The organism is Geobacter sp. (assembly GCF_027327745.1).
Taxonomy (GTDB): Bacteria; Desulfobacterota; Desulfuromonadia; order Geobacterales; family Geobacteraceae; genus Geobacter.
Window position 1 is genome coordinate 18,232 of sequence record NZ_DAHVYG010000080.1, and the last position, 23,662, is coordinate 41,893.

General features: G+C 59.1%; 23 protein-coding genes. 19 read left to right on the forward strand and 4 right to left on the reverse strand.

The features are described from left to right. Nucleotides 1-131: 131 nt before the first annotated feature. From nadC to M6689_RS15045, 8 genes are all read left to right on the forward strand, one after another. Entirely contained in the window at nucleotides 132-962 is an 831-nt protein-coding gene (nadC, locus tag M6689_RS15010; protein ID WP_298273283.1) for a carboxylating nicotinate-nucleotide diphosphorylase, read from the forward strand. Then, nucleotides 959-1,975 carry a biotin--[acetyl-CoA-carboxylase] ligase gene (locus M6689_RS15015; RefSeq protein ID WP_298273285.1) on the forward strand — a complete coding sequence of 339 codons (1,017 nt, stop codon included), beginning with the start codon at nucleotides 959-961 and terminating at the stop codon, nucleotides 1,973-1,975. The genes nadC and M6689_RS15015 overlap by 4 nt, the downstream gene beginning before the upstream one ends. Before the next feature lie 8 nt (nucleotides 1,976-1,983). Continuing rightward, entirely contained in the window at nucleotides 1,984-2,754 is a 771-nt protein-coding gene (locus tag M6689_RS15020; RefSeq protein ID WP_298273287.1) for a type III pantothenate kinase, read from the forward strand. 52 nt (nucleotides 2,755-2,806) lie between these two features. Then, nucleotides 2,807-4,903, forward strand: coding sequence for an elongation factor G (gene fusA, locus M6689_RS15025; RefSeq protein WP_298273289.1), 2,097 nt, complete (start codon nucleotides 2,807-2,809; stop codon nucleotides 4,901-4,903). 62 nt (nucleotides 4,904-4,965) lie between these two features. Further along, nucleotides 4,966-6,072: an SPOR domain-containing protein gene (locus tag M6689_RS15030; protein ID WP_298273290.1), complete on the forward strand. Its 1,107-nt coding sequence runs from the start codon at nucleotides 4,966-4,968 to the stop codon at nucleotides 6,070-6,072. 90 nt (nucleotides 6,073-6,162) lie between these two features. Next, the gene (locus tag M6689_RS15035) at nucleotides 6,163-6,972 is read left to right on the forward strand and encodes a hypothetical protein (protein WP_298273312.1); all 810 of its coding nucleotides are present in this window, start codon (nucleotides 6,163-6,165) and stop codon (nucleotides 6,970-6,972) included. An 11-nt stretch (nucleotides 6,973-6,983) separates the two neighbouring features. Further along, a complete protein-coding gene (locus tag M6689_RS15040) occupies nucleotides 6,984-7,820 on the forward strand; it encodes an ADP-ribosylation factor-like protein (protein ID WP_298273291.1) in 837 nt (278 codons plus the stop codon). Nucleotides 7,821-7,860: 40 nt separating this feature from the next. Continuing rightward, nucleotides 7,861-8,538, forward strand: coding sequence for an MgtC/SapB family protein (locus M6689_RS15045; protein ID WP_298273313.1), 678 nt, complete (start codon nucleotides 7,861-7,863; stop codon nucleotides 8,536-8,538). A 49-nt stretch (nucleotides 8,539-8,587) separates the two neighbouring features. Here M6689_RS15045 and M6689_RS15050 read toward each other — a convergent pair whose 3' ends face one another. After that, complete coding sequence (locus M6689_RS15050) at nucleotides 8,588-9,184, reverse strand: isoprenylcysteine carboxylmethyltransferase family protein (RefSeq protein WP_298273292.1); 597 nt, start codon at nucleotides 9,182-9,184, stop codon at nucleotides 8,588-8,590. Nucleotides 9,185-9,292: 108 nt separating this feature from the next. On the opposite strand from M6689_RS15050, the gene M6689_RS15055 reads away from it, so the two are divergent. Further along, complete coding sequence (locus tag M6689_RS15055) at nucleotides 9,293-10,114, forward strand: cytidylate kinase family protein (protein ID WP_298273293.1); 822 nt, start codon at nucleotides 9,293-9,295, stop codon at nucleotides 10,112-10,114. Between the two features lie 67 nt (nucleotides 10,115-10,181). On the opposite strand, the gene M6689_RS15060 is transcribed toward M6689_RS15055, so the two are convergent. Together M6689_RS15060 and M6689_RS15065 are read right to left on the reverse strand one after the other, a co-directional pair. After that, entirely contained in the window at nucleotides 10,182-10,406 is a 225-nt protein-coding gene (locus M6689_RS15060; protein ID WP_298273295.1) for a hypothetical protein, read from the reverse strand. A gap of 10 nt (nucleotides 10,407-10,416) precedes the next feature. Then, nucleotides 10,417-11,298 carry a PHP domain-containing protein gene (locus M6689_RS15065; RefSeq protein WP_298273297.1) on the reverse strand — a complete coding sequence of 294 codons (882 nt, stop codon included), beginning with the start codon at nucleotides 11,296-11,298 and terminating at the stop codon, nucleotides 10,417-10,419. A gap of 193 nt (nucleotides 11,299-11,491) precedes the next feature. On the opposite strand from M6689_RS15065, the gene M6689_RS15070 reads away from it, so the two are divergent. The 3 genes from M6689_RS15070 (at nucleotide 11,492) to M6689_RS15080 (ending at nucleotide 13,343) form a co-directional block, all read left to right on the forward strand. Then, a complete protein-coding gene (locus tag M6689_RS15070) occupies nucleotides 11,492-11,719 on the forward strand; it encodes a hypothetical protein (protein WP_298273298.1) in 228 nt (75 codons plus the stop codon). After that, nucleotides 11,719-12,375 (forward strand): endonuclease III, encoded by a 657-nt coding sequence (gene nth / locus M6689_RS15075; RefSeq protein ID WP_298273299.1) that lies wholly within the window; start codon nucleotides 11,719-11,721, stop codon nucleotides 12,373-12,375. Before M6689_RS15070 ends, nth begins: the two co-directional genes overlap by 1 nt. Before the next feature lie 101 nt (nucleotides 12,376-12,476). Then, nucleotides 12,477-13,343, forward strand: coding sequence for an NAD(P)-dependent oxidoreductase (locus tag M6689_RS15080; RefSeq protein ID WP_298273300.1), 867 nt, complete (start codon nucleotides 12,477-12,479; stop codon nucleotides 13,341-13,343). Between the two features lie 36 nt (nucleotides 13,344-13,379). Here the strand turns inward: M6689_RS15080 and rlmD are convergent, their stop codons facing one another. Continuing rightward, nucleotides 13,380-14,873 carry a 23S rRNA (uracil(1939)-C(5))-methyltransferase RlmD gene (rlmD, locus tag M6689_RS15085; RefSeq protein WP_366949753.1) on the reverse strand — a complete coding sequence of 498 codons (1,494 nt, stop codon included), beginning with the start codon at nucleotides 14,871-14,873 and terminating at the stop codon, nucleotides 13,380-13,382. On the opposite strand from rlmD, the gene M6689_RS15090 reads away from it, so the two are divergent. From M6689_RS15090 to ispG, 7 genes are all read left to right on the forward strand, one after another. After that, nucleotides 14,794-16,134 (forward strand): HEAT repeat domain-containing protein, encoded by a 1,341-nt coding sequence (locus M6689_RS15090; RefSeq protein ID WP_298273301.1) that lies wholly within the window; start codon nucleotides 14,794-14,796, stop codon nucleotides 16,132-16,134. The two genes, rlmD and M6689_RS15090, sit on opposite strands and share 80 nt — an antisense overlap. Then, nucleotides 16,124-17,542, forward strand: coding sequence for a glycosyltransferase (locus M6689_RS15095; protein ID WP_298273302.1), 1,419 nt, complete (start codon nucleotides 16,124-16,126; stop codon nucleotides 17,540-17,542). Before M6689_RS15090 ends, M6689_RS15095 begins: the two co-directional genes overlap by 11 nt. Further along, nucleotides 17,517-17,717 carry a hypothetical protein gene (locus M6689_RS15100; protein WP_298273303.1) on the forward strand — a complete coding sequence of 67 codons (201 nt, stop codon included), beginning with the start codon at nucleotides 17,517-17,519 and terminating at the stop codon, nucleotides 17,715-17,717. The genes M6689_RS15095 and M6689_RS15100 overlap by 26 nt, the downstream gene beginning before the upstream one ends. After that, entirely contained in the window at nucleotides 17,714-20,143 is a 2,430-nt protein-coding gene (locus M6689_RS15105) for a tetratricopeptide repeat protein (RefSeq protein WP_298273304.1), read from the forward strand. The genes M6689_RS15100 and M6689_RS15105 overlap by 4 nt, the downstream gene beginning before the upstream one ends. Before the next feature lie 3 nt (nucleotides 20,144-20,146). Next, complete coding sequence (locus M6689_RS15110) at nucleotides 20,147-20,914, forward strand: polysaccharide deacetylase family protein (protein WP_298273305.1); 768 nt, start codon at nucleotides 20,147-20,149, stop codon at nucleotides 20,912-20,914. Next, nucleotides 20,911-22,497: a lipopolysaccharide assembly protein LapB gene (locus M6689_RS15115; RefSeq protein ID WP_298273306.1), complete on the forward strand. Its 1,587-nt coding sequence runs from the start codon at nucleotides 20,911-20,913 to the stop codon at nucleotides 22,495-22,497. Before M6689_RS15110 ends, M6689_RS15115 begins: the two co-directional genes overlap by 4 nt. Before the next feature lie 97 nt (nucleotides 22,498-22,594). Beyond that, entirely contained in the window at nucleotides 22,595-23,656 is a 1,062-nt protein-coding gene (gene ispG, locus M6689_RS15120; RefSeq protein ID WP_298273307.1) for a flavodoxin-dependent (E)-4-hydroxy-3-methylbut-2-enyl-diphosphate synthase, read from the forward strand. Nucleotides 23,657-23,662 lie beyond the last annotated feature (6 nt).

A 23,662-nucleotide genomic window follows, 5' to 3' on the forward strand; every position in this document is an offset into this window, starting at 1 on the left:
GAATCGCTCAATCTTATTCCAGAGGGGAGGGCAAGTCAACAAAAGGTCGCGTAAACTCTCTCCCTTTGCGGTTGCGGGGAACCGCTACCTGTGCTATATAAGGCTGAATTTGTCTGCATATGGAGCTCCCCATGATCGGTCTTGATAAACTCATCGAAGAGGCCCTCCGCGAGGATATACACACCGGCGACATAACCACCCTGGCGGTCGTTGCTGGGCGCCGCCCAGGCCGGGCCCGACTCGTGGCCAAGGAGCCGATGGTCCTGGCGGGTATCGAGGTTGCGGCCCGCGTTTTTCACGTCCTCGATCCCTCAATTTCCTTCACCCCCCGGTTCGAGGATGGGGCCCGCCTTTCGGCCGGTGACCTGATCGCGGAACTCGAAGGCGATGCTTCTCTCCTGCTCCAGGGAGAACGGGTTGCCCTCAACCTGGTTCAGCGCATGTGCGGCACCGCCACGCTGACGGCGAGGTTCGTGGAGGCTGTCCGCGGCACCAAGGCACGCATCGTCGACACCCGCAAGACGACCCCCGGACTCCGGGTGCTGGAGAAGTATGCGGTGCGCGTGGGGGGAGGGATCAATCACCGTACCGGCCTTTACGATGGGGTCCTGATCAAGGAAAACCATATTGCTGCCGCCGGCGGGATCACCGAGGCGGTCTGCCGCGCCCGAGCCTACATTCCCCACACGATGAAGATCGAGGTGGAGACCGAGACGCTCGCCGAGGTGAAGGAGGCTCTGGCGGCCGGAGCGGAAATCATCATGCTCGACAACATGGACCTGGAGACCATGAGCGAGGCCGTGGCACTGATCGACGGCCGCGCTCTCGTGGAGGCGTCCGGCGGGGTGAATCTGGAGACGGTGCGCGACATTGCCGGGACGGAAGTGGACATCATCAGCGTCGGCGCCCTTACCCACTCGGCCCGGGCCATGGATATATCGATGCTGCTGGAGGTTGCGTGACCGGCGAAACGATTCGTTCTGCCGGGGATGGCAACCGGGAGTCAGACCGAAGGATTCTCGAAATCTTTCGCCAGGTTCACGACGGGATCGTTTCCGGTGAAACCCTGAGCAAGGCCCTCAACGTCTCCCGCACCGCAGTCTGGAAGCATATCAGGTCTCTCAGGAATCTCGGGTATCAAATAGAAGCGGTCCCTTCCCGGGGTTACCGCCTCGTCGGCTCCCCGGATATTCTTACCCCCGCTGAAATCTCCGCCGGACTCCGTGTCGAGAGGATCGGCTCACACCTTGTCTGCCTCCGCGAAACGGAATCCACCAATGCCGTTGCCTTCCGGCTTGCCGATGAGGGGGCCGCGGAAGGGACCGTTGTCATTGCCGACTCCCAGAGCCGCGGCAAGGGGCGTCTCGGCCGTACCTGGGAATCGCCAAACGGAGTGAATCTGTACGGTTCCGTCATTCTTCGTCCCGCGATACCGCCGCACCATGCTTCGCAGCTGACATTCCTGTCAGCCGTGGCGGTGGCGGAGGCGATCGAGCTGACAACAGCGCTCACCCCGGCCATCAAGTGGCCCAACGATGTTCTGGTCAACGGTTTCAAGGTGGCCGGGACCCTCAACGAGATGAGCGCCGAAACCGAGCGGGTCGATTTCATCATTCTCGGCATTGGGGTCAACATCAACATGCGTCGCGAGCAGTTTCCGGCCGATCTTCGTTACCCGGCCAGCTCGCTGGCCATCGAATCCGGCCACGAGATCCAGCGGGTCCGGTTCATCCGGTCGTTTCTTGAAGCCCTCGATCGCCTCTACACCGGTTATCTTTCCTCCGGATACGGCCCCCTGCGTGAGGCCTGGCTCTCCAGAAGCATCGTCATGGGGCGGCAGGTGAGGGTGGCGGTCGGCGATTGCATGGTGCGAGGGGTCGTCACCGGGATTGACGAGATCGGCGCCTTGCTGCTTCGGACCGTCGAGGGTCGGGAGGAACGGATCCTTGCCGGCGATGTCGTTGTAGAAGATTAGGAGGGGGCGTGCTTCTCGTTATCGATGTGGGAAACAGCAACATAGTGCTCGGAATATACGACCGGGAGCGGCTGCTGCGCGACTGGCGCGTTTCGACCGACAAGGCGAAGACGACCGACGAGTACGGCATTCTGCTGCACGAGCTCTTCCGGTTGGCGGGGCTCGGTTTCAAGGATATTACCGACATCATCATCTCATCGGTGGTTCCGACCCTGACCGGCGTGCTCGAACGGCTCTCCATCTCCTACTTCGGTTTCCGGCCCCTAGTGGTGGGGCCCGGCATCAGGACCGGCATGCCGATCCAGTACGACAACCCGAAGGAAGTGGGGGCCGACCGTATCGTCAATGCCGTTGCCGGATACGAGAAATACCGGACTTCGCTCATCATCGTCGATTTCGGCACCGCCACGACCTTCGATTACGTTAATCGCAAGGGTGAATACTGCGGCGGCGCCATTGCTCCCGGCCTCATGATCTCGACGGAGGCGCTGTTCCAGAAGGCGAGCAAGCTGCCGCGGGTCGACATCGTGAAGCCGCCCTCCATCATCGCCAAGAATACGGTCAATTCCATGCAGGCAGGCATCTATTACGGCTACATCGGTCTCGTCGACGAGATCGTGACCCGGATCAAGACGGAAAGCAGGGATACTCCGAAGGTGATTGCCACCGGGGGGCTGGCGGCACTTATCGCAGCGGAGTCGAAATGCATCGAGGCGGTCGAGGAATATCTGACTCTGGAGGGACTGAGGATACTGCATCAGCGCAACACCGAACATTGAGCAGCGGGAATCACGGTCAGAGCTGACCGACCTTTTCTTCACGGGAGGATGTATGGGCAAGTATGATACCGCAAAGCTGAGAAACCTCGGAATTGTCGCCCATGGCGGCGCAGGCAAGACCTCTCTGACCGAAGCGATCCTCTACACCGCGGGGATGATCGACCGGCTGGGACGGGTCGACGACGGAACCTCCACCATGGATTTCGAGCCCGAGGAGATCAAGCGGAAGATTACGATCTCATCCTCCCTCGATCATTGCGAATGGAACGGCTACTCGCTGCATATCGTCGACACCCCGGGCTACGGGAACTTCATTGCCGACACCCGGGCCTGCCTGCGTGCCCTGGGCGGGTGCGTCGTGATCCTTTCGGCCATTTCCGGCGTGAAGGTCCAGACCGAGGAAGTCTGGGAATGGGCAAACGAATTCGAACTTCCCCGCATCGCCTTCGTCAACAAGATGGACCGCGAGTACGCGAATTTTCTGCGGGCCCTCGACGACATGGAAAAGACCCTCAAGGCTCGGGGGGTGGCGGTCCAGATGCCCCTGGGCGCTGCCGAGACCTTCGAAGGGGTTATCGATCTCGTCAGGATGAAGGCCTACCGCTATGTCACCGACGGTTCCGGAAAGTTCACCGAGGAGGATATACCCGCGGCGGATCTGGCGGAGGCCCGGCGTCTGAGAGATATCATGGTCGAGACGGCCGCCGAGGCCTACGACAAGTTGACCGAGAAATACCTCGAGACCGGCGAACTGACCGAGGAGGAGATCCTGGACGGCCTGCGGGTGGGGACGCTTCGATACACCTTCACCCCGGTATTCTGCGGCTCGGCCACCCTCAATGTCGGGGTAGCACATCTCCTCGATTACATCTGTCACTGCCTGCCGTCACCCCTCGACCGGGGAGCGGTGGTGGGGACACATCCGAAGACCGGCGATCTGGAGGAACGGGCTCCGGACGAGTCTGCCCCCTTTTCGGCGCTGGTCTTCAAGACGACTTCCGACCCTTACACCGGCAAGATGTCCATATTCCGGGTCTATTCGGGCACCCTCAATGCCGATTCGACCGTTTACAACCCCTGCCGTGACTGCGAGGAGCGTATTGGCCAGATCTACGAGCTGGAGGGGAAAAAGCAAAAAGCCGTCAAGCAGGCAGCGGCCGGCGATATCGTGGCGGTAGCCAAGCTCAAGGAAACCCTCACCGGCGACACGCTCTGCGACAAGGAGAAGCCGATCGTCTACGAGCCGGCCAAGCCGCTGCAACCGGTCATCTCCTACGCTATCCAGCCCAGGACCAAGAACGACGAAGACAAGATTCACGGTGCCCTCCAGCGCCTCATGGAGGAGGACCAGACCATTCAGGTCCGCCGTGACGAGAAGACCCGCGAGCTGATCCTCTCCGGCATGGGGCAGGTGCACCTTGAAGTGACCATTGAGAAGCTCAAGCGGAAGTTCAACGTCGATGTGGAGATGAAAACCCCGAAGGTGCCGTACTTTGAGACCTTCAAGGCGACTGTCAAGGCCCAGGGGAAGTACAAGAAGCAGTCCGGCGGCCGGGGGCAGTACGGCGACTGCTGGGTGGAGTTCTCCCCCCTCTCCCGGGGTGATGGGTTTTCCTTTGAGGACAGGATTGTTGGTGGGGTTATCCCGCGCCAGTACATCCCCGCCGTGGAGAAGGGGATCTTCGAGGCGGCCCAGGAAGGGTTTCTGGCCGGCTATCCGGTGGTCGACTTCAAGGCAGCCGTTTACGACGGGTCGTTCCATACCGTCGATTCTTCCGAGATGGCGTTCAAGGTTGCAGGGTCCCTAGCGTTCAAGAAGGCGATGGAGAGTGCCAAGGTTGTGCTTCTCGAACCGATGATGAATCTGAAGGTGACGGTTCCCGAAGAAACCATGGGGGACGTGATCGGCGATCTCAACTCGCGGCGCGGGAAGGTGGTCGGCGTCGAGCCCAAAGCGAACTCCCAGATCATCCGGTCGGTGGTGCCGATGGCCGAAGTGCTCAGCTACGCCAACGACCTGAAATCCATGACCAGCGACCGGGGGCTGTTCACCATGGAGTTTTCCCACTATGAAGAAGTGCCGACCCACCTCGCGCAGAAAGTGATCGCCGAGGCGGCGAGGGGCGAGGTCAAGAATAACCACCACTGATGTGGGGGGATACGCATGGGAGGGATTGGTCAATGAAAGATGATTTTGAGATTGAGCCCGGTTTGAATGAGCCGAAGAGGGGAGGGGGGAATACCCGCGTTCTCCTCCTGGTGCTCCTTCTTCTAGTGGCGGTGTTTGGCTATCTTTACTACTTCACCGGACTGATCAAGCCGCGTGAGGAGGCCAAGGCGCCCGAACCGGTGCAGAGTGCCCAGGTGAAGCAGCCCATCCCTCCGCGGCCGGAGGAAAAACCGGCCGGGACTCAGGCCACGGCGCAGCCGGCGGCCGGTACCGCAACGAAGGAAGCACCTCCGGCTTCCCCTGCCACTGCCGCGAAGCCGGAAGAGAAAAAGGGGGAGCCTGTCAAGCCTTCTGCCGACAAGGGTAAAGCCGTTGCTCCGAAGCCGGCGAAGAACGAGTCTGCCAAGCCCGCCAGGACGGAGACCGCTCCGCAAAAGAAGGAAGTGGCAAAACCTGTCGTAGTAGCAAAGGTTGTTCCCAAGGGAGAGCCGAAAACTAGCGGCGCCTCTTCTGCGGGGAGCGGCACGCCGGCCGCTTCCGGCAAGGATCTCAGAAAGGAGGGGGCCACTTCGGCAAAGAAGAAGGCCGCTTCCAAAGAGAAAGGTGTAAAGGTTGCCCGGGCTGCCGGGAAGAAGAGTGCGGGCGCATCGGCTGCCTCTGCCAAGAAGTCTGAAGGCGGGGAAACGGGCGAGTTTACCTTGCGCATCGGTGAATATGTAGTGGCTGATGCGATGGAGCGTGACAAGGAGAAGGTTCAGGACTCCGGGCTCACGCCGGTAGTAAAGCAGGGGGCGAAGAAAATGGAACCGATGATTCGACTCTACCTGGGGGAATTCGCTGACCGGGAAAGTGCCGGGCGTGAGCTTGCCAAGCTGAAGGATGCCACGGTGGACGGGTTTGTTCTGAAAGAAGGCGGGAAGTTCGTGGTATACGCCGGGTCCTACTTCCTGCATGGGCGGGCAGTGAAAGAACAGCAGCGGCTTGCGGCTCTGGGGATCAAGCCGTCCCTCAGGAAGACCTCGGTTTCAGTCCCGACGCTCGTGTTGACCGCCGGGAAATTCACGAAACGTGAAGACGCGGTCAAAACTGCCGCGAAGCTCAAGCAAAAAGGGCTTCGTCCCATCGTTGTCGAGCGCAAGAAACCATAAGGGAGCGTTGTTCTGTCCTTCACGCTGAAGCTATCTGCGCCGGCGGCCGCTCTCCTGCGTCCGGGCGCCCCGCGCGACGAAAAATTGAAGATGGTCTCGGGGGGAGTGAGCCCCCCCCCCGCCGATCATGTGACGGTACTCTATTTCCTGGCCAACGATCCGGACCGCGAGGTGCGAGAGGGTGCTCGCAAGGCCTTCGCCAATATTGCGGAAAATGATCTCTGCCGGGCCGTGTCATCACCCGATCTCCATCCCAGCGTACTGAATGCCGTGGCACGTCTTTTTTACCGTTTTCGTCATCTGGCGGAACTGCTGGCGGCTCACCCGAACTGCGATATCGAAACCCGTATCTTCCTTGAGGGAAAGGGGGTCGTAGTGCCGCCGGCCGACGAACACGCATTGTCTCCGGATGCCGAGGAGGTGGAGTCGACAGAAGAGGTGTTCGAGGAAACCGACGAGCCCGTCGATGAAGAGAGTGAGGCGTTCAAAAGCAAGTATCAGCTTGCCCAGACGATGGGGGTCGCGGAGAAAATCAAGATCGCCCAGACCGGGGATAAAGAGTGGCGGATGATCCTCATCAAGGATTCCAACAAGCTCGTGTCGGGAACGGTTATCAGGAATCCCCGGATTACCGAGTCAGAGGTGCTTGCCATTTCCAAGTCGGCAATTCAGAACGACGAGATCATTCGCGTAATCTGTGCCAACAAGGAGTGGGTCAAGAATTACCAGATACGCAAGGCCCTGGTTGAGAATAACAAGACGCCTCTGCCGACATCGCTTCGTCTGCTTGCGACTCTTGGGGAAAAGGACCTCGCCCAGATGGCGAAAAGCAAGAACATCTCATCCGTCCTCTCGACTCAGGCGAAGAAACTTGTTATGGCCAAAAAGAAAGACAGATAGGAGAATTTTCCATGGCCCTGTTCAACAAATCGAAACGGGAAATCAACGCCAAGATTGTCTACTTCGGCCCTCCGTATGCGGGCAAATCGACAAGCCTGAAGTTCGTTCACCGGAAGCTGAAGCCTGAGCACCGGAGCCCGCTGAAGACAATGGGTGGGCAACGGGACAGGATGCTCTTCTTCGACTTCATGCCTCCCGAACTTGGCGACTTCAACGGCTGCCGGGTTCGATTCCACGTTTACACGGTTCAGGGGGAGGTCGCGAGCCCTTCGAGCTGGAAGACGGTGCTGAAAGGTGCTGACGGGATCGTATTCGTTGCCGACTCCTCCACGCAGGGGGTGACGGCAAGCCGGGACTACCTTGAAAAGTTGCGGGAATACATGGCGGGTTTTGAGCGGACATTTGCCATGACCCCCTGCGTAGTCCAGTGTACCAAGGGGGATTTGCCCGAAGCGGCAGGCCCCGCCGAGATGCTTCAGGCGCTCTCACTGACGGGGACAACGGTGTTGCCGGTGGTTGCAACAACCGGAGAAGGGGTGATTCAGGCACTCTCCGCTGTGGTGAAGCAGATCCTCTCACGGCTGAGGGAACAACGCTTTGACGATGAAGCGGCGGCGGAGGCATGCATGGCCGGGAGTGTCGCCGAAGAGCCCGCGGTGCCTGCTGAAGCCGCCGCCAGTCCGGCGACGACGGAATTTCCGGAGCCGTCATCGGAGCCGTCACTGGAGATTTCGGGCCCCCCGGAACGGTCTGCCGACGGCTTTTTCCGGATCCCTCTCATGGTGAAATACGGTCCCCATCGCAAGAACTACCACCTTTCGCTCCTCCTCTTCGAGGTGCAAGAATAGGATTCCCGGCGGTGTGATCGCCTGGGTAACTGTCTGCGTTATGGATTTCAACGTCGAAATAATTATCAGGCTGGTCCTGGCATCTTTGCTCGGCGCCCTCATCGGACTCGAACGGGAGATCCACGGCCGCCCAGCCGGCTTCAGAACCCACCTGCTCGTATCGCTTGGTGCGTGTCTCTTCGCCGCTTCTTCCATCGAGTTTTACCGCGTGTACGGCAACTTCAGCGGCAGTGGTCCCGTCGGAGTCGATCCGTCCCGGATTGCCGCACAGGTCGTGCCCGGCATCGGTTTTCTCGGCGCCGGTGCCATCATCAGGGAAGGGGCTTCGATTCGTGGCCTGACCACGGCGGCCTGCCTCTGGATCGCCGCTGCGATAGGGCTCGCCTGTGGCGCGGGACTCTACGCAGTCTCTGTGGTGGTAACCTCGATCTCCCTCGCTACGCTGTTGCTTCTCAAGAAGGTGGAGGGTGTTCTCAAGCGGGACAAGTACAGCACGATCAAGGTCTGGAGCGATGATCTGGAAGGGCAGTTGGAGCGGATCAGGAATATTCTGGAGACGTGCCGGCTTGAGCTGGTCGATGTCAGCGTGGAGAAGGATGTCGAGACGTCCAAGATGTACTTCGAGTTCGAGGTGAGGTTCAGCACCGGCAATCTTGAATGCAGGGTCGTGGATGATGTCGCGTCGGTGCCCGGGGTGCAGAAAATACGCCTCGATTAGCTTGGTACCGGTTTCGGCTGGAATGTGCTGCCGATGGTGCCTTGTCCTGCTATAGCTTGTTTTTGGTGTGCCGGTGGGGTGCTGGAATGAACATTGGCACGTTGTTTCGGTATTCCCGATAAACGTCCCCGAACTCGTCTTCCAGCCTCCGTTCTTCCATCTTTGCTCCAATCACGAAATAGATCCCCGAATATACGGTCAGCAGGAGCCATTTCAGCGTCATCACGGGATTGAACGCCATCAGGAGAAGGGCGAGAGAATAGAGGGGGTGCCTCACTCGTCCATAACAGCCGGAAGTTACGAGATTGCTGGACGGCTGATGCTCCCGAAACGATCGTGTGCCGATGAAATCCGACACCCCTGTCTCCACGAGGCAACGGACGAGGGCAAACAGTATTCCCGCCTGAAGAGCGTAAAAAACAAGGCTGCCGGCCCCCGGCACGACATAGAGAACCGGCGGCAGCGGCCATGCCGACATCAGCCACGCGAATGTCACGAGCGCTACGATGTTGTAACCGATGCGGTGGAACCGTGCCACCTTCGGTGACCGGCGAAGGACGGCCTCTTTCAGTCGCTTCGTCGCAAGGGCCGAATGGATCAGGGCGAACAGGACAAAGCGTAGCGTGAAATTCGTGGCAGCGTTCATGTCGTATCCTGTACAATGATGACCGGCCTGCGCCCCAAATATCCCCTTGTATACGCATCTTCGGTCATGCTAGTATTTAGCACTTTTTTCAGAAATCCGGGAGGAAGAATGGCAATTATCACGATATCCAGAGAAATGGGAACAGGAGCATACCATGTCGCCAAAGAAGTTGCCAAGCGACTTAAGCATACTCTTGTCGACGGCAGCAAGATAGCCGAGCTTGCTCCGCAATACGGTCTGGATCGTGAAATACTGAAGCGGGTGGACGAAAAGCCGCCAGTCTACATCACTGCGGAGGACAGGGCGCATGCGGCCCACCTCAATACCATCGAGATCATTCTTCTCGAATGTGCAAAAAAGGGAAACGTCATCCTCTATGGGCGTGGTACCCAGGACCTTCTTGCCCGTACCCGGAATGTCCTGAAAATCCGTTTCATAGCCCCCTTTGAGGACCGTGTGGAGAGTTTGTCGGAGCGCGAGTGGATCGATCCCGACCTGGCTCGCGAACTGATCCGCAAAAGCGATCACCAGCGCGGCGGCTTCATCCATTTTTACTTCGATCGCGATTGGAATGATCCCCTCGGTTACGATCTGGTGTTTAACACCGCGCGGATGTCTCAAAGCGCGATCATCGAGAGTATCGTTGCCGCTGCGAAGGACCCGCGGCTCAAGGAGGGAGATGAAGAGACCTCCAGGCTGATCGACGAGGTCATCCTTTGCAAAAAGATCGAAACGGAGCTCCTCCGCTCGAATGCCATCGGAAACATTCATTTCAGGATTTCGGTCGGGCAGAACGTCGTGAAGCTCTCAGGGCACGTGCATTCCGAAGACGAGAAAAGGGAGACGCTGCGTATCGCCGCTGGTGTGGAGGGGGTTGTGAAGCTTGAAGACGACCTTAAGATCGTCAGCTATAAATCGTATAAGGAATGACGTTTTCGCATCTCATCCGAAACATCATGATTAGAAAAAAGGACCCGCACATATCCGGGTCCTTTTTCTATTCCGGAGCATCGTCTTCGGGGAAGATGTCACCTTTTCCTGTGATTATCCTGATGCTTGCCTTGCGGATCAGCCGATCAAGCTGGCGAAGTTTGTCCTCGTATTCCTGAAGGTAGTAGCTTCTGCGGGAGTCTTCGTAAAATGTCACCCCGTCGCGCAGCATGGAGATCCTGATCCTGACGACTTCCCGCATCATCTCCAGCACTTCCCGCGCGTCAGCCATTGGCGCACCTCTATTCGACGGGCATTCCCCGAGTCGCTGCCCGCGATTCAGCCCTCTTCTTCAGTTCGACCGCAAGGTGGCGTGAGATGGCGAGACCTCCCCGCCCGATTCCGATCTCGACATCGTCCTCGATCCCGTGATAGTCAGAACCACCCGTAACGATGAGGCCGAACTCGTCGGCCAGGCTTTGAAGGAAAATCATTTCGTCTTTCTGGCACATGTTGTTGAACACTTCGATTCCGTCAAGGCCGAGCTGCATGAGCTCTTCGATGATCCGCCGGAGTTCTCGCCGGTTGTCGCTGACAGTGGTCGGGTGGGCAAGCACTGCCACCCCACCAATCCGCCTTATCTCGGCGATGGCATCGGCCGCCGGAATATAGCGCTTGGGGACGTTGAACGGAATGAGATACCGCTTGAATGCGTCGCCCATGTCCCGGGCGTATCCTGCATCCATAAGCACCCGGGCAATGTGCGGGCGGCCAACCGCTCCGTCGGCGAGCGAGCGGACCTGCTCATAGGAGAGGGGGGCCTTGCGGGCCGCCACTAGCTTACGGTTGATCCTCTCTACGATTGCCCGGCCACGATCGTCGCGGATCCGTCTGAATTCGGCCAGTCTTTCCCGCAGCGCATCATCCCTGTGGTTTATCCAGTATCCGAGGATGTGCATGTCGCGGTAGCGGCCGTGCTCGACGGAGAGTTCCAGCGCGGGAATCACCTCGACTCCCCACTGAGCGCCCGCAGAAACGGCTTCATCGATTCCCTCCACTGCATCGTGGTCCGCTACGGCGATGGCCGCCAGACCCCGTTCGGCCGCCATCCGGACCAGCTCCGCCGGGGGATGGACCCCGTCGGAATGACAAGAGTGAATATGCAAATCGATCAATTCCTTCATGGGAAACCTTTCAGCTTCCTAATAAAACATGTCTGCGGTACCCATTGCAAGCAAAGAGTTGCCTGACGCGTCAATATGTCGGAGATGCCGGGACTTTGCGGTTGTCATGGCGCCCCTCTTTCGGTAGAATGCGCCCTCATCCGGCGACGATGGATGTGGGGCCGGGACCCAACGGCAGACGAGGAGAACGGACATGGTGCAGGCGCGGGGGCTCGGCCTCGGCATTTTAGCGATGGTGCTGTATGTGATAGGAGGAGTTCTCACGTTTTCGGGACTGTATCTCATCGGTTTCATGAACGGGCAGGATCTCTGGGGATGGGGAGACGGCAGAAGCATAGGCTATCTTTTCCTCTGCGTTGGACTCTCGCTTTCGATCATGGGGGTCCTTTTCATGCGCATCTTCAGGAACCGGGGTCTTTAGTGAGGGACGACGACATTCACGAGGCGATGGCGCTTCTGGCGGAGGCGGTCAGGCAGTGGCCGAGCCCTGCGGTTACGATCGTTTCGCAGCGCGAGGGGAATCCGTTCAAGGTTCTGGTCTCCTGCATCCTCTCTCTCAGGACCCAGGACCGAACTACCGGTCCCGCCTCGGAGCGACTCTTTGCGCTGGCCGATACTCCCGAAGCGATGCTGGCTCTGTCGCGGGAGCAGGTGGAGGAAGCAATTTACCCCGTCGGTTTCTACCGGAACAAGGCTGCCCAAATTCTGGAGATTTGCCGTACTCTCGTCGAGCGATACGACTGTCAGGTTCCGGACAATATTAACGAGCTCCTGACCTTCAGGGGGGTGGGGCGAAAGACGGCGAATCTGGTGGTGACACTCGGTTTCGGCAAGCCCGGGATATGCGTCGACACCCACGTGCACCGGATAACCAATCGTTGGGGATATGTCGATACCAGGACTCCGGAGCAGACTGAGTTCGCCCTGCGCGCAAAATTGCCCGCGGAATATTGGGGAGTGATCAATGATTATCTCGTGACCTTTGGTCAGAATCATTGCACTCCGTTGTCCCCGCGGTGCTCAACCTGCGTTCTGGCCAGGTTCTGCGACCGTGTCGGAGTGACAAGGCACCGCTGAATGTCGTTTTTTTGTTTTTCCCCTATTGTGCAGGACTTGAAGCGGTTGTAGTATTATTCATCCGTGACATGATCTTTAATCCGTAATCCAGGAGGCGCGCCATGTTGAAAAAAATAGGTTTTCTCGGGTTGGGAACGGTTGGCAGGCATATGGCTGCCAATCTCATGAAGGGAAACTACGATCTCACCGTATATGATTCAGAGGCTTCGGTCGTAGCCGAGCTTGTTGCAAAAGGGGCTGCCAGTGCGGCAACTCCACGGGAGGCCGCCAAAGGTAAAGACCTCGTGATCTACATCCGGCCCGAGAAGGAGCGGCTCCGGCCCGACGTCTACGGCCCGGACGGAATTTTTGCCGGTATTGATCCCGGAACGATTCTGGTCGACATGGGGACCCACTCCCTCGAAAGCACCATGGAAATGGCGGACGAAGCGGCCAAGCACCGGGTAATGTTCCTCGATGCCCCGGTCTGGGGGACCAAGGAACATGCCGCCAACGGGCTCCTCACCATCCTCGCCGGCGGAGATCCCTCCCTGGTGGGCCGCTGTCGCGAGCTCTTCTCCTACTTCGGGCTGAATATCATCCAGGTGGGGGGGGTCGGGGAAGCGACCCTGATGAAGTTTGTCGTAAACCTTGTTCAGGCAGAGATGATGGAGGCCCTGGCCGAGTCAATAGTTTTCGGCGAGAAACTCGGCTTCGGTGTCGACAAGATTCTTGAGGTGCTCGATTCCGGCGGTGTGGCGTCGCCCCTGTTCCACTCGAAAGGGCGCAGTATCGCCCGCGGTGATTTCACGAGGAACCTGGCCCTCAAGTATGTTCACCAACAGCTTGAGCTTGTGCTGGAGAAGGCGGACAGTCTCGGGCTTGAGTTGCCGGGAGCCCGGGTTGCTTGCTCGGTGTACGAGCAGGGGGACAGGGACGGTCGGGGCGAAGAGGATTTTTCGGCCGTAGTCAAGGTGCTGCGTAAATAGAGAGAGGAATCCGGATCGTGGTATGAAGAGGGGGGCTCAGGCAGTCCCCCTCTTCTTTTTGATCTTATCAGAAGCAGCAGGTTTGCGGGGGATGCGTGCCCCGCTCTCGGGAGCCGCGTCCCTGACGACAAGGGCCACGTTTTCGATGTGGGGAGTTTGGGGGAACATGTCGACAGGCTGGATCTCCCTGGTCCTGTACCCGAGCTCCGCGAGGATTTCCAGATCCCGGGCAAGCGTGAGGGGGGAACACGAGACGTAGATGATCCTGGGTGTGGCGATGGCTGCGGCGGTCTCCAGAACACGGCGGTCGCACCCTTTCCGCGGAGGGTTGAGGACGATCAGATCAACGGGTTTTCCTTCCTCGTGCAGAGCCTCCAGCAGTTCCGACGCATCCCCCGACTCGAAGGTGCAATTGTCGATATGGTTCAGGCGGGCATTCTTTTCGGCATCGGCCACGGCCGTTTCGACGAACTCGATGCCATGCACCTCTCGCGCCTGCCCGGCGAGATAGAGAGAAATGCCGCCAATCCCGCAATAGAGATCGACTACCGACTCGGATCCCGTAAGGGAGCTCCACTCCCGGACTTTGTCATAGATAAGACGGGCGCCGCCACTGTTGACCTGAAAGAAGGAGCGGGGCGAGATTGAAAAGCGGATATCCCCCACTTCCTCGATAATTGCGTGGTCCTTGCTGACGTAGTGATCGTGCTGGCCGAGGATGACGTTTCCTTCCGAGGCATTTACGTTCTGGACCACCACGTCGACTTCAGGTATTGCCTGGCGCACATATTTTGCCAGATGATGAATTTCGTTGAAGCTTCGTCGTGAAGTGACGAAGACGACCATAGCCCGTTCGTGCCGTTCAGAGACCCGTATCACGAGATATCGCAGAATTCCGCTTCCGGTTCGCGGGCTGTAAACCGGCACCTTTCCCTTCCTTATCCCATCCTTGACGGTTGCAGCTATCCGGTTGATGAGCGGATGGTGGAGGGGACAATCGCTGATATCCAGGACATCGTGACTGTTGCGGCGATAAATGCCTATGACGGGGGAGCGGAACGTCCCTGCCACCACGAGCTTGGCCGAGTTCCGGTAGTTGAGGGGGCGCGGTGAGGGGAGGACGCTCTGGACTGGGACGTCCCTCAGGCTCCGGCGGGCGTGAACGGACTTTTCCACGTACGAGCGCTTCCATGCCAGTTGGCCTGGATACCGCATTGAAATCAGCGGACAGCCATCACAGAAACCCGCCCTTTGACAGGGTGGATCGGGGAGCCTGTCCGTGCTCGGGCGAAGCACCCTGATGACTTCCCCGGTGAGTTCCCTTCGACCGGCATGGGTGATCCGGACGCGGACATCCTCGCCTGGCAAGGCCCCTGAGACGAAGAGCCGAATCCCTTCGTAAACGGCAGTCGCAAAACCTTCTTCGTTCAGGTCGAACACGGAGACATCGATGATGTCCCCTTTCTTTGGCTGTGTGGCTGGTTTGGATTTGGCTGATTTGACTTCTTTCCGGTGGACCGTCTTTTTCATGCCTTCCAATAAACAGGAAAGAGAACGGATTGTCAATTCTATTGATTCCCCGGGTTTTTCACGTAATTTTGAGTTGCCAAATGACCGGGTAGCGTCTAGACTTGTCGCTCCAAAAATAATGGGTTCGGGCGGAAGGGAGTGTCAACTGATAACGGAATTTGTTCAAACCTTAATGGGGTCTGAAACGCTCCGCGACATCATTATCACCATCAACGTGCTTCTTTTTGCGGTCACGTTCCTTCTGTTCCTGGTCCTTCTTTTCCACAAGCTGCACGTTGAGCGCCGGGCGAAAAAGCTTGAGCAGTTGCGCGAAACCTACCTTGCCGATCTGGCGCACCGGTTCTACGATCCTTCCCATCCCGTCCATCCCCCCCAGACTTTCCTCGAGTACGAGGCGCTCGGCAATGTGGTCGCCACCATGCTAGTAAACGTAAGCGGCGAAATGGCTGAAAATATTCGCCGGTGCGTCCGGGAGCTCGGCGTCGACGTGCATTACCGGGAAATGCTCGGGTCCCGTCGCTGGGTCAGGCGTTTCATAGCGGTAGAAAAGCTTGGTTACTTCCGTTTCCCCGAGTTGAAACCGGTTTTCGAATCTGTCCTTGCCGGGGAAAAGGACAGCCGGATCATACCAAAGGCGGTATGGGCGCTCAGTCTTATCGCGCAGCGTACCGACCTGCCGACCATCAACCGGATCCTCAGGGATCCCCTTTTCATGTCCGGCAAATTCAACGAGTACATCTATACCAACATCATCCGGTCGTTCCGGGAGCACGAGCAGGATGCCCTGCTTGTGGAGGTTCTGGATGAACTCATGGCGGACCCGGAGCTGCCGGTGCTTCTCAAACGGGACATCATCCAGGCCTGCGGTGCGGAAATGTTCTTTTCGGCCCAGAAAATGGTGTTGTCGTGCTTTACGCGTTTTCGCGATGTGGCCGAGATGCGGATCGCCTGTATCCGTACGCTCGAACGGTTTTCCGCAGTGGACGAGGAGTGGTTGCTGACCGAGTGTCTCCGGGACCCCGACTGGCGTATTCGAGGCGTGGCTGCCAAGAACGCCCATCTCTATTCACCGGACATTATCTCACCGCTGCGGAATCTGCTTCACGACGAGAGCTATCATGTGAGGATAAACTCGGCACATGCGCTGGCGAAGATGGGGGAAGCAGGGCTTGACGTCCTGGTGGAGGAAACGCAGAGCGAAGACCGTTTTGTCCGCGATGTTTCCCAGTACGTTCTGAAAAGGCTCATTTATGCTTCATAAGGTTGTCGAAATCCTGCTGTTTCTCCAGCCGGTCGTCTTCATCTACTTCATCGTGCTTAACGGATTTTATACCCTGTTTACGATCATTTCCCTGCGCGACATCCGAAATTATCTCACCACAATCACCAGTCATAGCATCGACAATACTCTTAACGGGATGTTTTACCGTCCCCTTTCGATTCTCGTGCCTGCCTACAACGAGGAGAAGACCATTGTTGCCTCGATCAAGTCCCTTCTGGCGCTCCGTTACCCCGAATACGAGGTGATCGTCGTCAATGACGGTTCGACGGACGGTACACTGAATCGGCTCATCGAAGAGTTCCGTCTCGTCCGGATCGACCGGCCGATCAGCCTCGTGGTTCCCCACGAGCCGCTGATTGCCAAGTACGTTTCGATCGATCATCCCCATCTGTTTGTGCTCGACAAGGAGAACGGCGGCAAGGCCGATGCGCTGAATGCCGGGATCAACGCCTCGCGGTTTCCCCTTTTCTGTTCGATTGATGCCGATTCGGTCCTGGAAAACGATGCCCTTATCCGGGCCACGCGGCTCTTCGTCGAGGATCGGGAGGTGATAGCCACCGGTGGGATCGTCCGGGTGCTGAACGGGTGCGAGGTGGAGGACGGTGTCGTCAGGAAGGTAAAGGCGCCGCGGGGCCTCCTCGAGAGTTTCCAGTCGGTGGAATACACCAAGGGGTTCCTGTCCGGTCGGACCTCCTGGAACTACTTTCGGAGCCTGCTCATCATCTCGGGGGCCTTTGGCATCTTCCGCAAGGACATGGTGGTTGCGGTCAACGGATATCGCAAGAGCGTCGGGGAAGACATGGACCTGGTGGTGAGGCTCCATCGCCACTGCCGTGAAAAGAAGATTCGGTACAAGGTGGTCTTTGTCCCCGATCCGGTATGCTGGACCCAGGTGCCGTCGGACCTCGTCTCTCTGCTCAAACAGCGCAACCGCTGGCACCGCGGCCTGATCGACAGCCTTTGGCACGGCAAGCGGATGTTCCTCAACCCGCGGTACGGGATGGTGGGGATCTTCGGATTCCCCTATTTCTTCTTCGTGGAGATGTTCGGACCGGCCGTGGAGTTTCTCGGCTATGTCGGTTTTCTCATCCTCTTCATCCTCGGCCACGTGAGCCGTGAATTTGCCATCCTCTTCTTTCTGCTTGCCGTCCTCTGGGGAACGTGGATCAACCTCGCCTCCATCCTGCTGGACAACCTGATCTACAAGAGGTACGGCAAGCTCGGCGATGTCATGAAACTTTGTTTTTTCGGCCTGCTGGAGTTTTTCGGCTATCGGCAGGTTATCGTTGTGGAACGTCTGCTCGCCACCTTCTTCTTCTGGAAAAAGGGGTGGGGAAAGCCCAAACGACGGGAGATTCACGGTGAAATATCTGGTTCGACTGCCTGAGCGGCTGCTCTATGTGATGCCGAGGGTGCTTCTGCTCTCGTTATTCGTCGGCTATGTTTCGTTCATGTTCTTTTCCTCCTGTGACTGGTTCAAACCCTTTGAGCAGGCAGTCCATGGACTGTTCCTCCGTTTGGCTTCATTTGCGAAGTCGATGGGGAGCGGGGTGCCGAAGTGACGGGAGCCAAGCGGGTTTCGATACCTGCTGCCGACCACCTGTCGCTTGGTTTTTCGGCGTTGGAGCGCGGGGATCACCAGGAGGCGCTGAACATCTTCCGGCGGGCCCAGGAGAAGGGGCGAAGTGCCCGGAGTTTTGTCGGCCTCGGTCTCGCCTTTCAGGCTCTCGGTGATCTCCCCACCGCCCGCTGGGCCTTCTACCAGGCCCTGGAGATCGACCCCGCCGACCGCGATGCCAATGTGTGGGCGGAACGGATCGGGCGGCCTGGCATTGCCCCCGCATCGACGGCGCATCGCATTTCCCGTTTCCGTGCCCACAGAGATTTTCTGGAAATAGATGAAAACGGGACATGGCGACGCTTTTTCATCAAGGCGATCAATCTCGGGCTGGGTCTCCCTGGATATTTCCCCGGAGAGTACCCGATCTGCAAAGGGACCTATCTCTCGTGGTTTCGCCAGATGGGGGAGCTCGGGGTCAATTCGCTCCGGATCTACACGATTCACCCCCCCGGTTTCTACGACGCCCTTGCCGAGTTCAACGGCCGGGGAGGGCGGCTCTTCCTGTTTCAGGGGGTCTGGCTGGAGCTCCCGGACGATAACGATTTTCGCGGCACGAAGTACACCGATTATGTCCGGCGCCAGATCCGCGAAGCGGTCGATGCGGTCTGTGGCAGCGCCGAGTTCCCCGAACGGCCGGGGCTGCCCCATGGTGCCTACCGCAGTGACGTGACCCCGTGGCTGGCCGGCTTTGTGGTGGGACGGGAGTGGGAGAGCTGCGCCGTTCGGGCCTTCAACGATTCCCGCGGCAGGGCTTCGCAACGGTATGCCGGCCGGTTTCTCCGGATGGAGGAAGGGCCTCCCTTCGAGGCGTGGGCCGCCGAGACCTGCGACTTCCTGCAGAGCTATGAGGACGAGCGGTACGGGGTCACTCACCCGGTGACCATCACCAACTGGCCTACGCTCGACCCACTCGTTCACCCCTCCGAATCGACCTACGGTGAAGGGTTGCGCTGGCAGGGTTACCAGGTTGCGATGGATGCCTGCAACGAGGACGAGGACGTGGAGACCTTCGATCCGGCAAAAATCAGCGCCGGGCGTGGGGCCGGGTTCTTCGCCTCTTACCACGTCTACCCCTATTACCCCGATTTCCTAAATAACGATTACCTGAACCGTCAGAGCCCCTACCTCGACTATCTCAAGGAACTCAAGCGCCATCACGGTTCCCAGCCGGTGGTCATTGCCGAGTTCGGGGTCCCTTCGAGCCGGGAAATTACCCACTGGCAGCAGGACGGCTGGCATCACGGCGGTCACGACGAGAAGGCCCAGGGACGGATTAACGGCCTCATGATGGACGCTATCCGGGATTCCGGCATGGCGGGGGGGATGGTCTTCAGTTGGTTCGACGAATGGTTCAAGCGCAACTGGGTGTTTCTCCCCTATGAGCTCCCTGCGGAGCGAAATCCGTTCTGGTTCAATCTCCAGGATGCCGAGCAGAACTACGGGCTCCTTGCGGCATATCCCGGTTATCCCGCCCTGCGGGCCACGCTCGGCGGGAGGCGGGAAGAGTGGCGGGAGGCGGCGATTCTCTACGAGAAGGATGGGGGCCCCTTCCACCGATTCGGCGACGGATGCGACGGTTCGCGGACCCTGGCGAGGCTTTCCGCCCAGCACGATGAAGGTTTTTTCTATCTCTGCCTCGAGACGGCCGCCCCGGTGGACTTTTCCCGTGCCCACTACCTCATCGGGCTCGATCCCAGTGGGTCGGGGAAGGGTGAGCTGACACTGCCGTTTGACTGCCGGGGCGAGAGCCCGATGGGACTTTCGTTCGTGATTCATCTGGCAGGGGAGGGGAAGAGCAGGATCCTTGTCACGCGGCACTACGACAAGTACCTGAACGAAGGTAAGAAAACCGTCAGACCCCGCCCCTCGGACCTGGGAGAATGGGTTCCGATGCAGAACATCACCAACCACCGGCGCATCAGCAAGGACCGGAGCCGGTTCTACCCCTCCCGCGTCTTCTCCATGAGCGGGCTTCGCTTCGGCTCCCTCGATCGCCGGGCCCCCGACTTCAACTCCCTGTCCGATGTCCGTGTCACCGGCAGCATGATTGAATTGCGGATCCCGTGGGGACTCATCAACGTTACGGACCCGAGCTCGCGGCAGATTCTCTGGATGGAAGGGGGGAAGAAGACCCGCCCGACGGAGGGAATCGGCATCATTGCCTGCAGCTACATGCCATCGGGGATGGGGCTGCTGGCGGCGGAGACCGGCCGGCCGTCAAATTTGACCGACGCCCTTCCTGCAGGTTTTTCCTCCCCGGGTGTCAGACAATATACCTGGGAGGGATGGGACCATCCCCTCTACCATACGGCTCTCAAAGAGAGCTTCAGCATCTATCGCGACTACCTTGCCCGGATTCCGGAGTAACCCATGGAGATTACGCGGCGTGAATTCATGGTGTTGACCGGTGCCGCCCTCACTTCCCTTGCCCTTCCCCTCGGCGGTGTGGCAGCGGAAACGTGGCGCGTGCCGGTCCTGCTCTACCATGACATCTCCAATCAGTACGGGGACCCGTTCACGATCTCGCCGGCACTTTTCGCCGCGCAGATGGAATGGCTTTACGCAAACGGCTACCGTGCCGTGCCGGTGTGCGATGCGGCAACGCTCAAGGCCCGTGGTGAAAAAACGGTGGTCATCACCTTTGACGACGGCTATGCCACGTTCATCGATTATGCCTATCCCCTGTTCCGTCAATACGGTTTCCATTCCACCATCGCCGTCATCGGCTCCCATGCGGGGAGCTTCATCGAACGGGACGGGAGGCGGCCGGTACTGAGCTGGGATGAGTACCGCTATCTCGTCGCCGACGACCTCGTGGAGGTTGCATGTCATACCTACGATCTCCATGCGTTCAATCGTGCGAAAATTGCGACCACTGCAGAGGTGGAGTCCGATCTCATGCGCTTTCAACAAACCGTGGAGAAGGAGCTCGGAAAGCGGGCCCGCGTTCTTGCCTGGCCGTACGGTATCTACGACCGCGATCGGATTAATGCCGCGCGAAGGGCGGGTTTCACCGAGATCCTCACCTCGAACGAGGGATATTGGGGCCCGGTGAGCAATCCCGATGAGATACCACGGCTCAATATCGACAACCGTCTTGATCTAGTGTCTTTCAATCAGTATCTGGGAGGAAAATGAAGATGATATGGCCTCTTCTCGTCGCGTGCACATTGGTTCTCGGTGCCGGTGCCGCCTTTGCCGCCACCCCCGCCGAAATGTTCCGCTCCGGAGACGTGACCGGGGCGGTGGCCGCCTACCGCAGCCGGATCGACGCCGCAGCCGCGCCGCAGGAGAAGGCGGAACTCCATAAGGAGCTGGGGGATCTCTTTACCGGAAAGGACAACTACACCGACGCGGCGAGCCAGTACGTGGCGGCACTTTCCCTTACACGGTCGTTTCCGGCCAGCGAACGGCTGCGGATGGCGGTGGCCATTTCCTGGGCCGACCGCCTCGACGACTCCGTGAGGGAGCTTGAGGCGATTCTGGCCGATGAACCGGCTGATGCCGCCGCGCGGATACACCTTGCACGGGTTCTGTCGTGGCAGGGGAAACAGGAGCAGGCCATCGGCCAGGCTGACACGGTCCTTTCGTCCGGGCCCGAAAACCGCGACGCCCTCCTGGTGAAGGCGAACGCGCTCCGATGGAAAGGGAACGGCCGGGAAGCGATTGCCATTTACAATCATATACTTGCCGGCGGCGACGACTTTGATACCCGGATCGGGCTTGCCCATGCGCTTATCGACACAGGAGACAAAAAGGGTGCCGTTGCCAATGCCCGTCAGCTCAAGCCGTCCTACCCCTATCAGGAGCGTGAGTTGAAGGGGCTTCTTGAGGAGATCGACCGGACCGTGAACCACACCGTCGATGCCCGCTACGGCTATTACAGCGATACCGACGACAACCGGCAGAATCGCTACGGTGTTTCCTACACCTATCAGGAGCCGGGGTGGAGCGCTTCAGCCCAGTACGCCCATGCGGATTCCCACGACCCGTCGCGCCATAACAACGCCCACACTCTTGCCGCCGGAGGGTATTACCGGCTCCTGTCATGGCTCGGCATCGGCGGCGGTGGAGGGATCCATATCGTTGACGACTCAACCACGAACACCATCCTTACCTGGCGGCTCAATGCCGACGCCGAGGTCGGCCGTGGCTCCATCGGGTTCGGCGTCCGCAAGGAGGCCCTCACCGACACCGCTGAACTCGTGGAGAAGCGGATCCGCGTCCTGGCGACCAGCCTTTCCGCCTCACAGCGGCTCACCGATCGGATTTTCCTCTACGGTTCCTACAGCTATCGCGACTATTCCGACTCCAACCACGCCCATGATGCGGTGATAGCACCATCATATACGCTGCTCACGGGGAATCCGTTCCTGCGGACCGGGTACCGCTTCCGCTATCTTGATTTCGAACGGCAGAGCAGGGGGGGATATTTCGATCCGAACAACTTCATGGCCCACCAGATCTTCCTTTCTCTCGACTGGAAGAGAGAGCGGCTGGCGGTTTATCTCGAACCCTACGGCGGATTCCAGTCGTTCGACCGCTACGGCGACCACACCGACGATCTCTTCGGTGGCATCACCGGCACGGTTTCGTACCGGCTGACCAATCACTTCACCGCCGAGGTGAACGGTGAATTCGGCAACTACGCCCTGGGGGCCGGCACCGCCACCGGTTTCGAATACTTCCTCGTGGGGACCCGGCTGGGGTATTCTTTCTGACACCATCCCTCCCTTCTGCCAAACCCTCCAGGAGCCCGCTTCGGCGGGCTCTTCCTTTCTTGACTTTTCCCGGCCGTTGCGGCTACTATGCCCGCTTATGAAACGGCAAACCAGGCAGATTCGCGTAGGAAACGTACCGGTTGGCGGCGGGGCTCCCTGCTCGGTCCAATCCATGTGCAACACCGACACCCGCAACGTTGCGGCAACCATTGACCAGATCCGGTCCCTCGCCACGGCGGGATGCGAGATCGTGCGCTGCGCTGTCCCCGATATGGCGGCGGCCGTGGCCCTCGCAGACATAAAGCGGCTTAGCCCGATACCGGTCATCGCCGATATCCACTTCGACTATCGGCTGGCGCTGAAGGTTCTGGACGGCGGGATCGACGGTCTTCGCCTCAATCCGGGCAATATCGGCGAACGGTGGAAGGTGGAAGAGGTCGTAAGGGCCGCCCGCGAACGTCTTGTCCCGATCAGGATCGGCGTCAACGCCGGTTCGCTCGAGAAGGAGCTTCTGGAAAAATACGGGCATCCCACCGCCGAGGCGATGGTGGAGTCCGCCCTCGGCCACGTCCGGATTCTCGAGGAACTCGGCTACGACCAGATCAAGATATCCCTCAAGGCATCCGACGTTCCGAAAACGGTCGATGCCTACCGGCTTCTCGCCACCAGAGTCGACTACCCGCTCCACATCGGGATCACCGAGGCCGGCACCATCTTTTCCGGCACCATCAAGTCTTCCGTGGGACTCGGCATCCTGCTCTCGGAGGGGATCGGCGACACGATGCGGGTGTCGCTGACCGGCGATCCGGTGGATGAGATCCGGGTGGGCTGGGAGATTCTGAAGGCCCTGGGTCTTCGCCGGAAAGGGATTAATTTCGTCTCCTGTCCCACCTGCGGCCGGTGCCAGATCGACCTGATCGGCGTTGCGCAGGAAGTGGAAAAACGGCTTGCGGTCATAGACACCCCCTTGACGGTTGCCGTCATGGGATGTGTCGTGAACGGCCCGGGCGAGGCCCGCGAGGCCGATGTCGGGATTGCCGGCGGCCGGGGAGAGGGTCTTCTCTTCCGTCACGGGGAGATCGTTCGGAAGGTCCCCGAGAGCGAGATGGCCGACGCCCTGGTGGCGGAGGTGGAAAAGATGGCGAAGGAGAAATCGTAGGGGCGA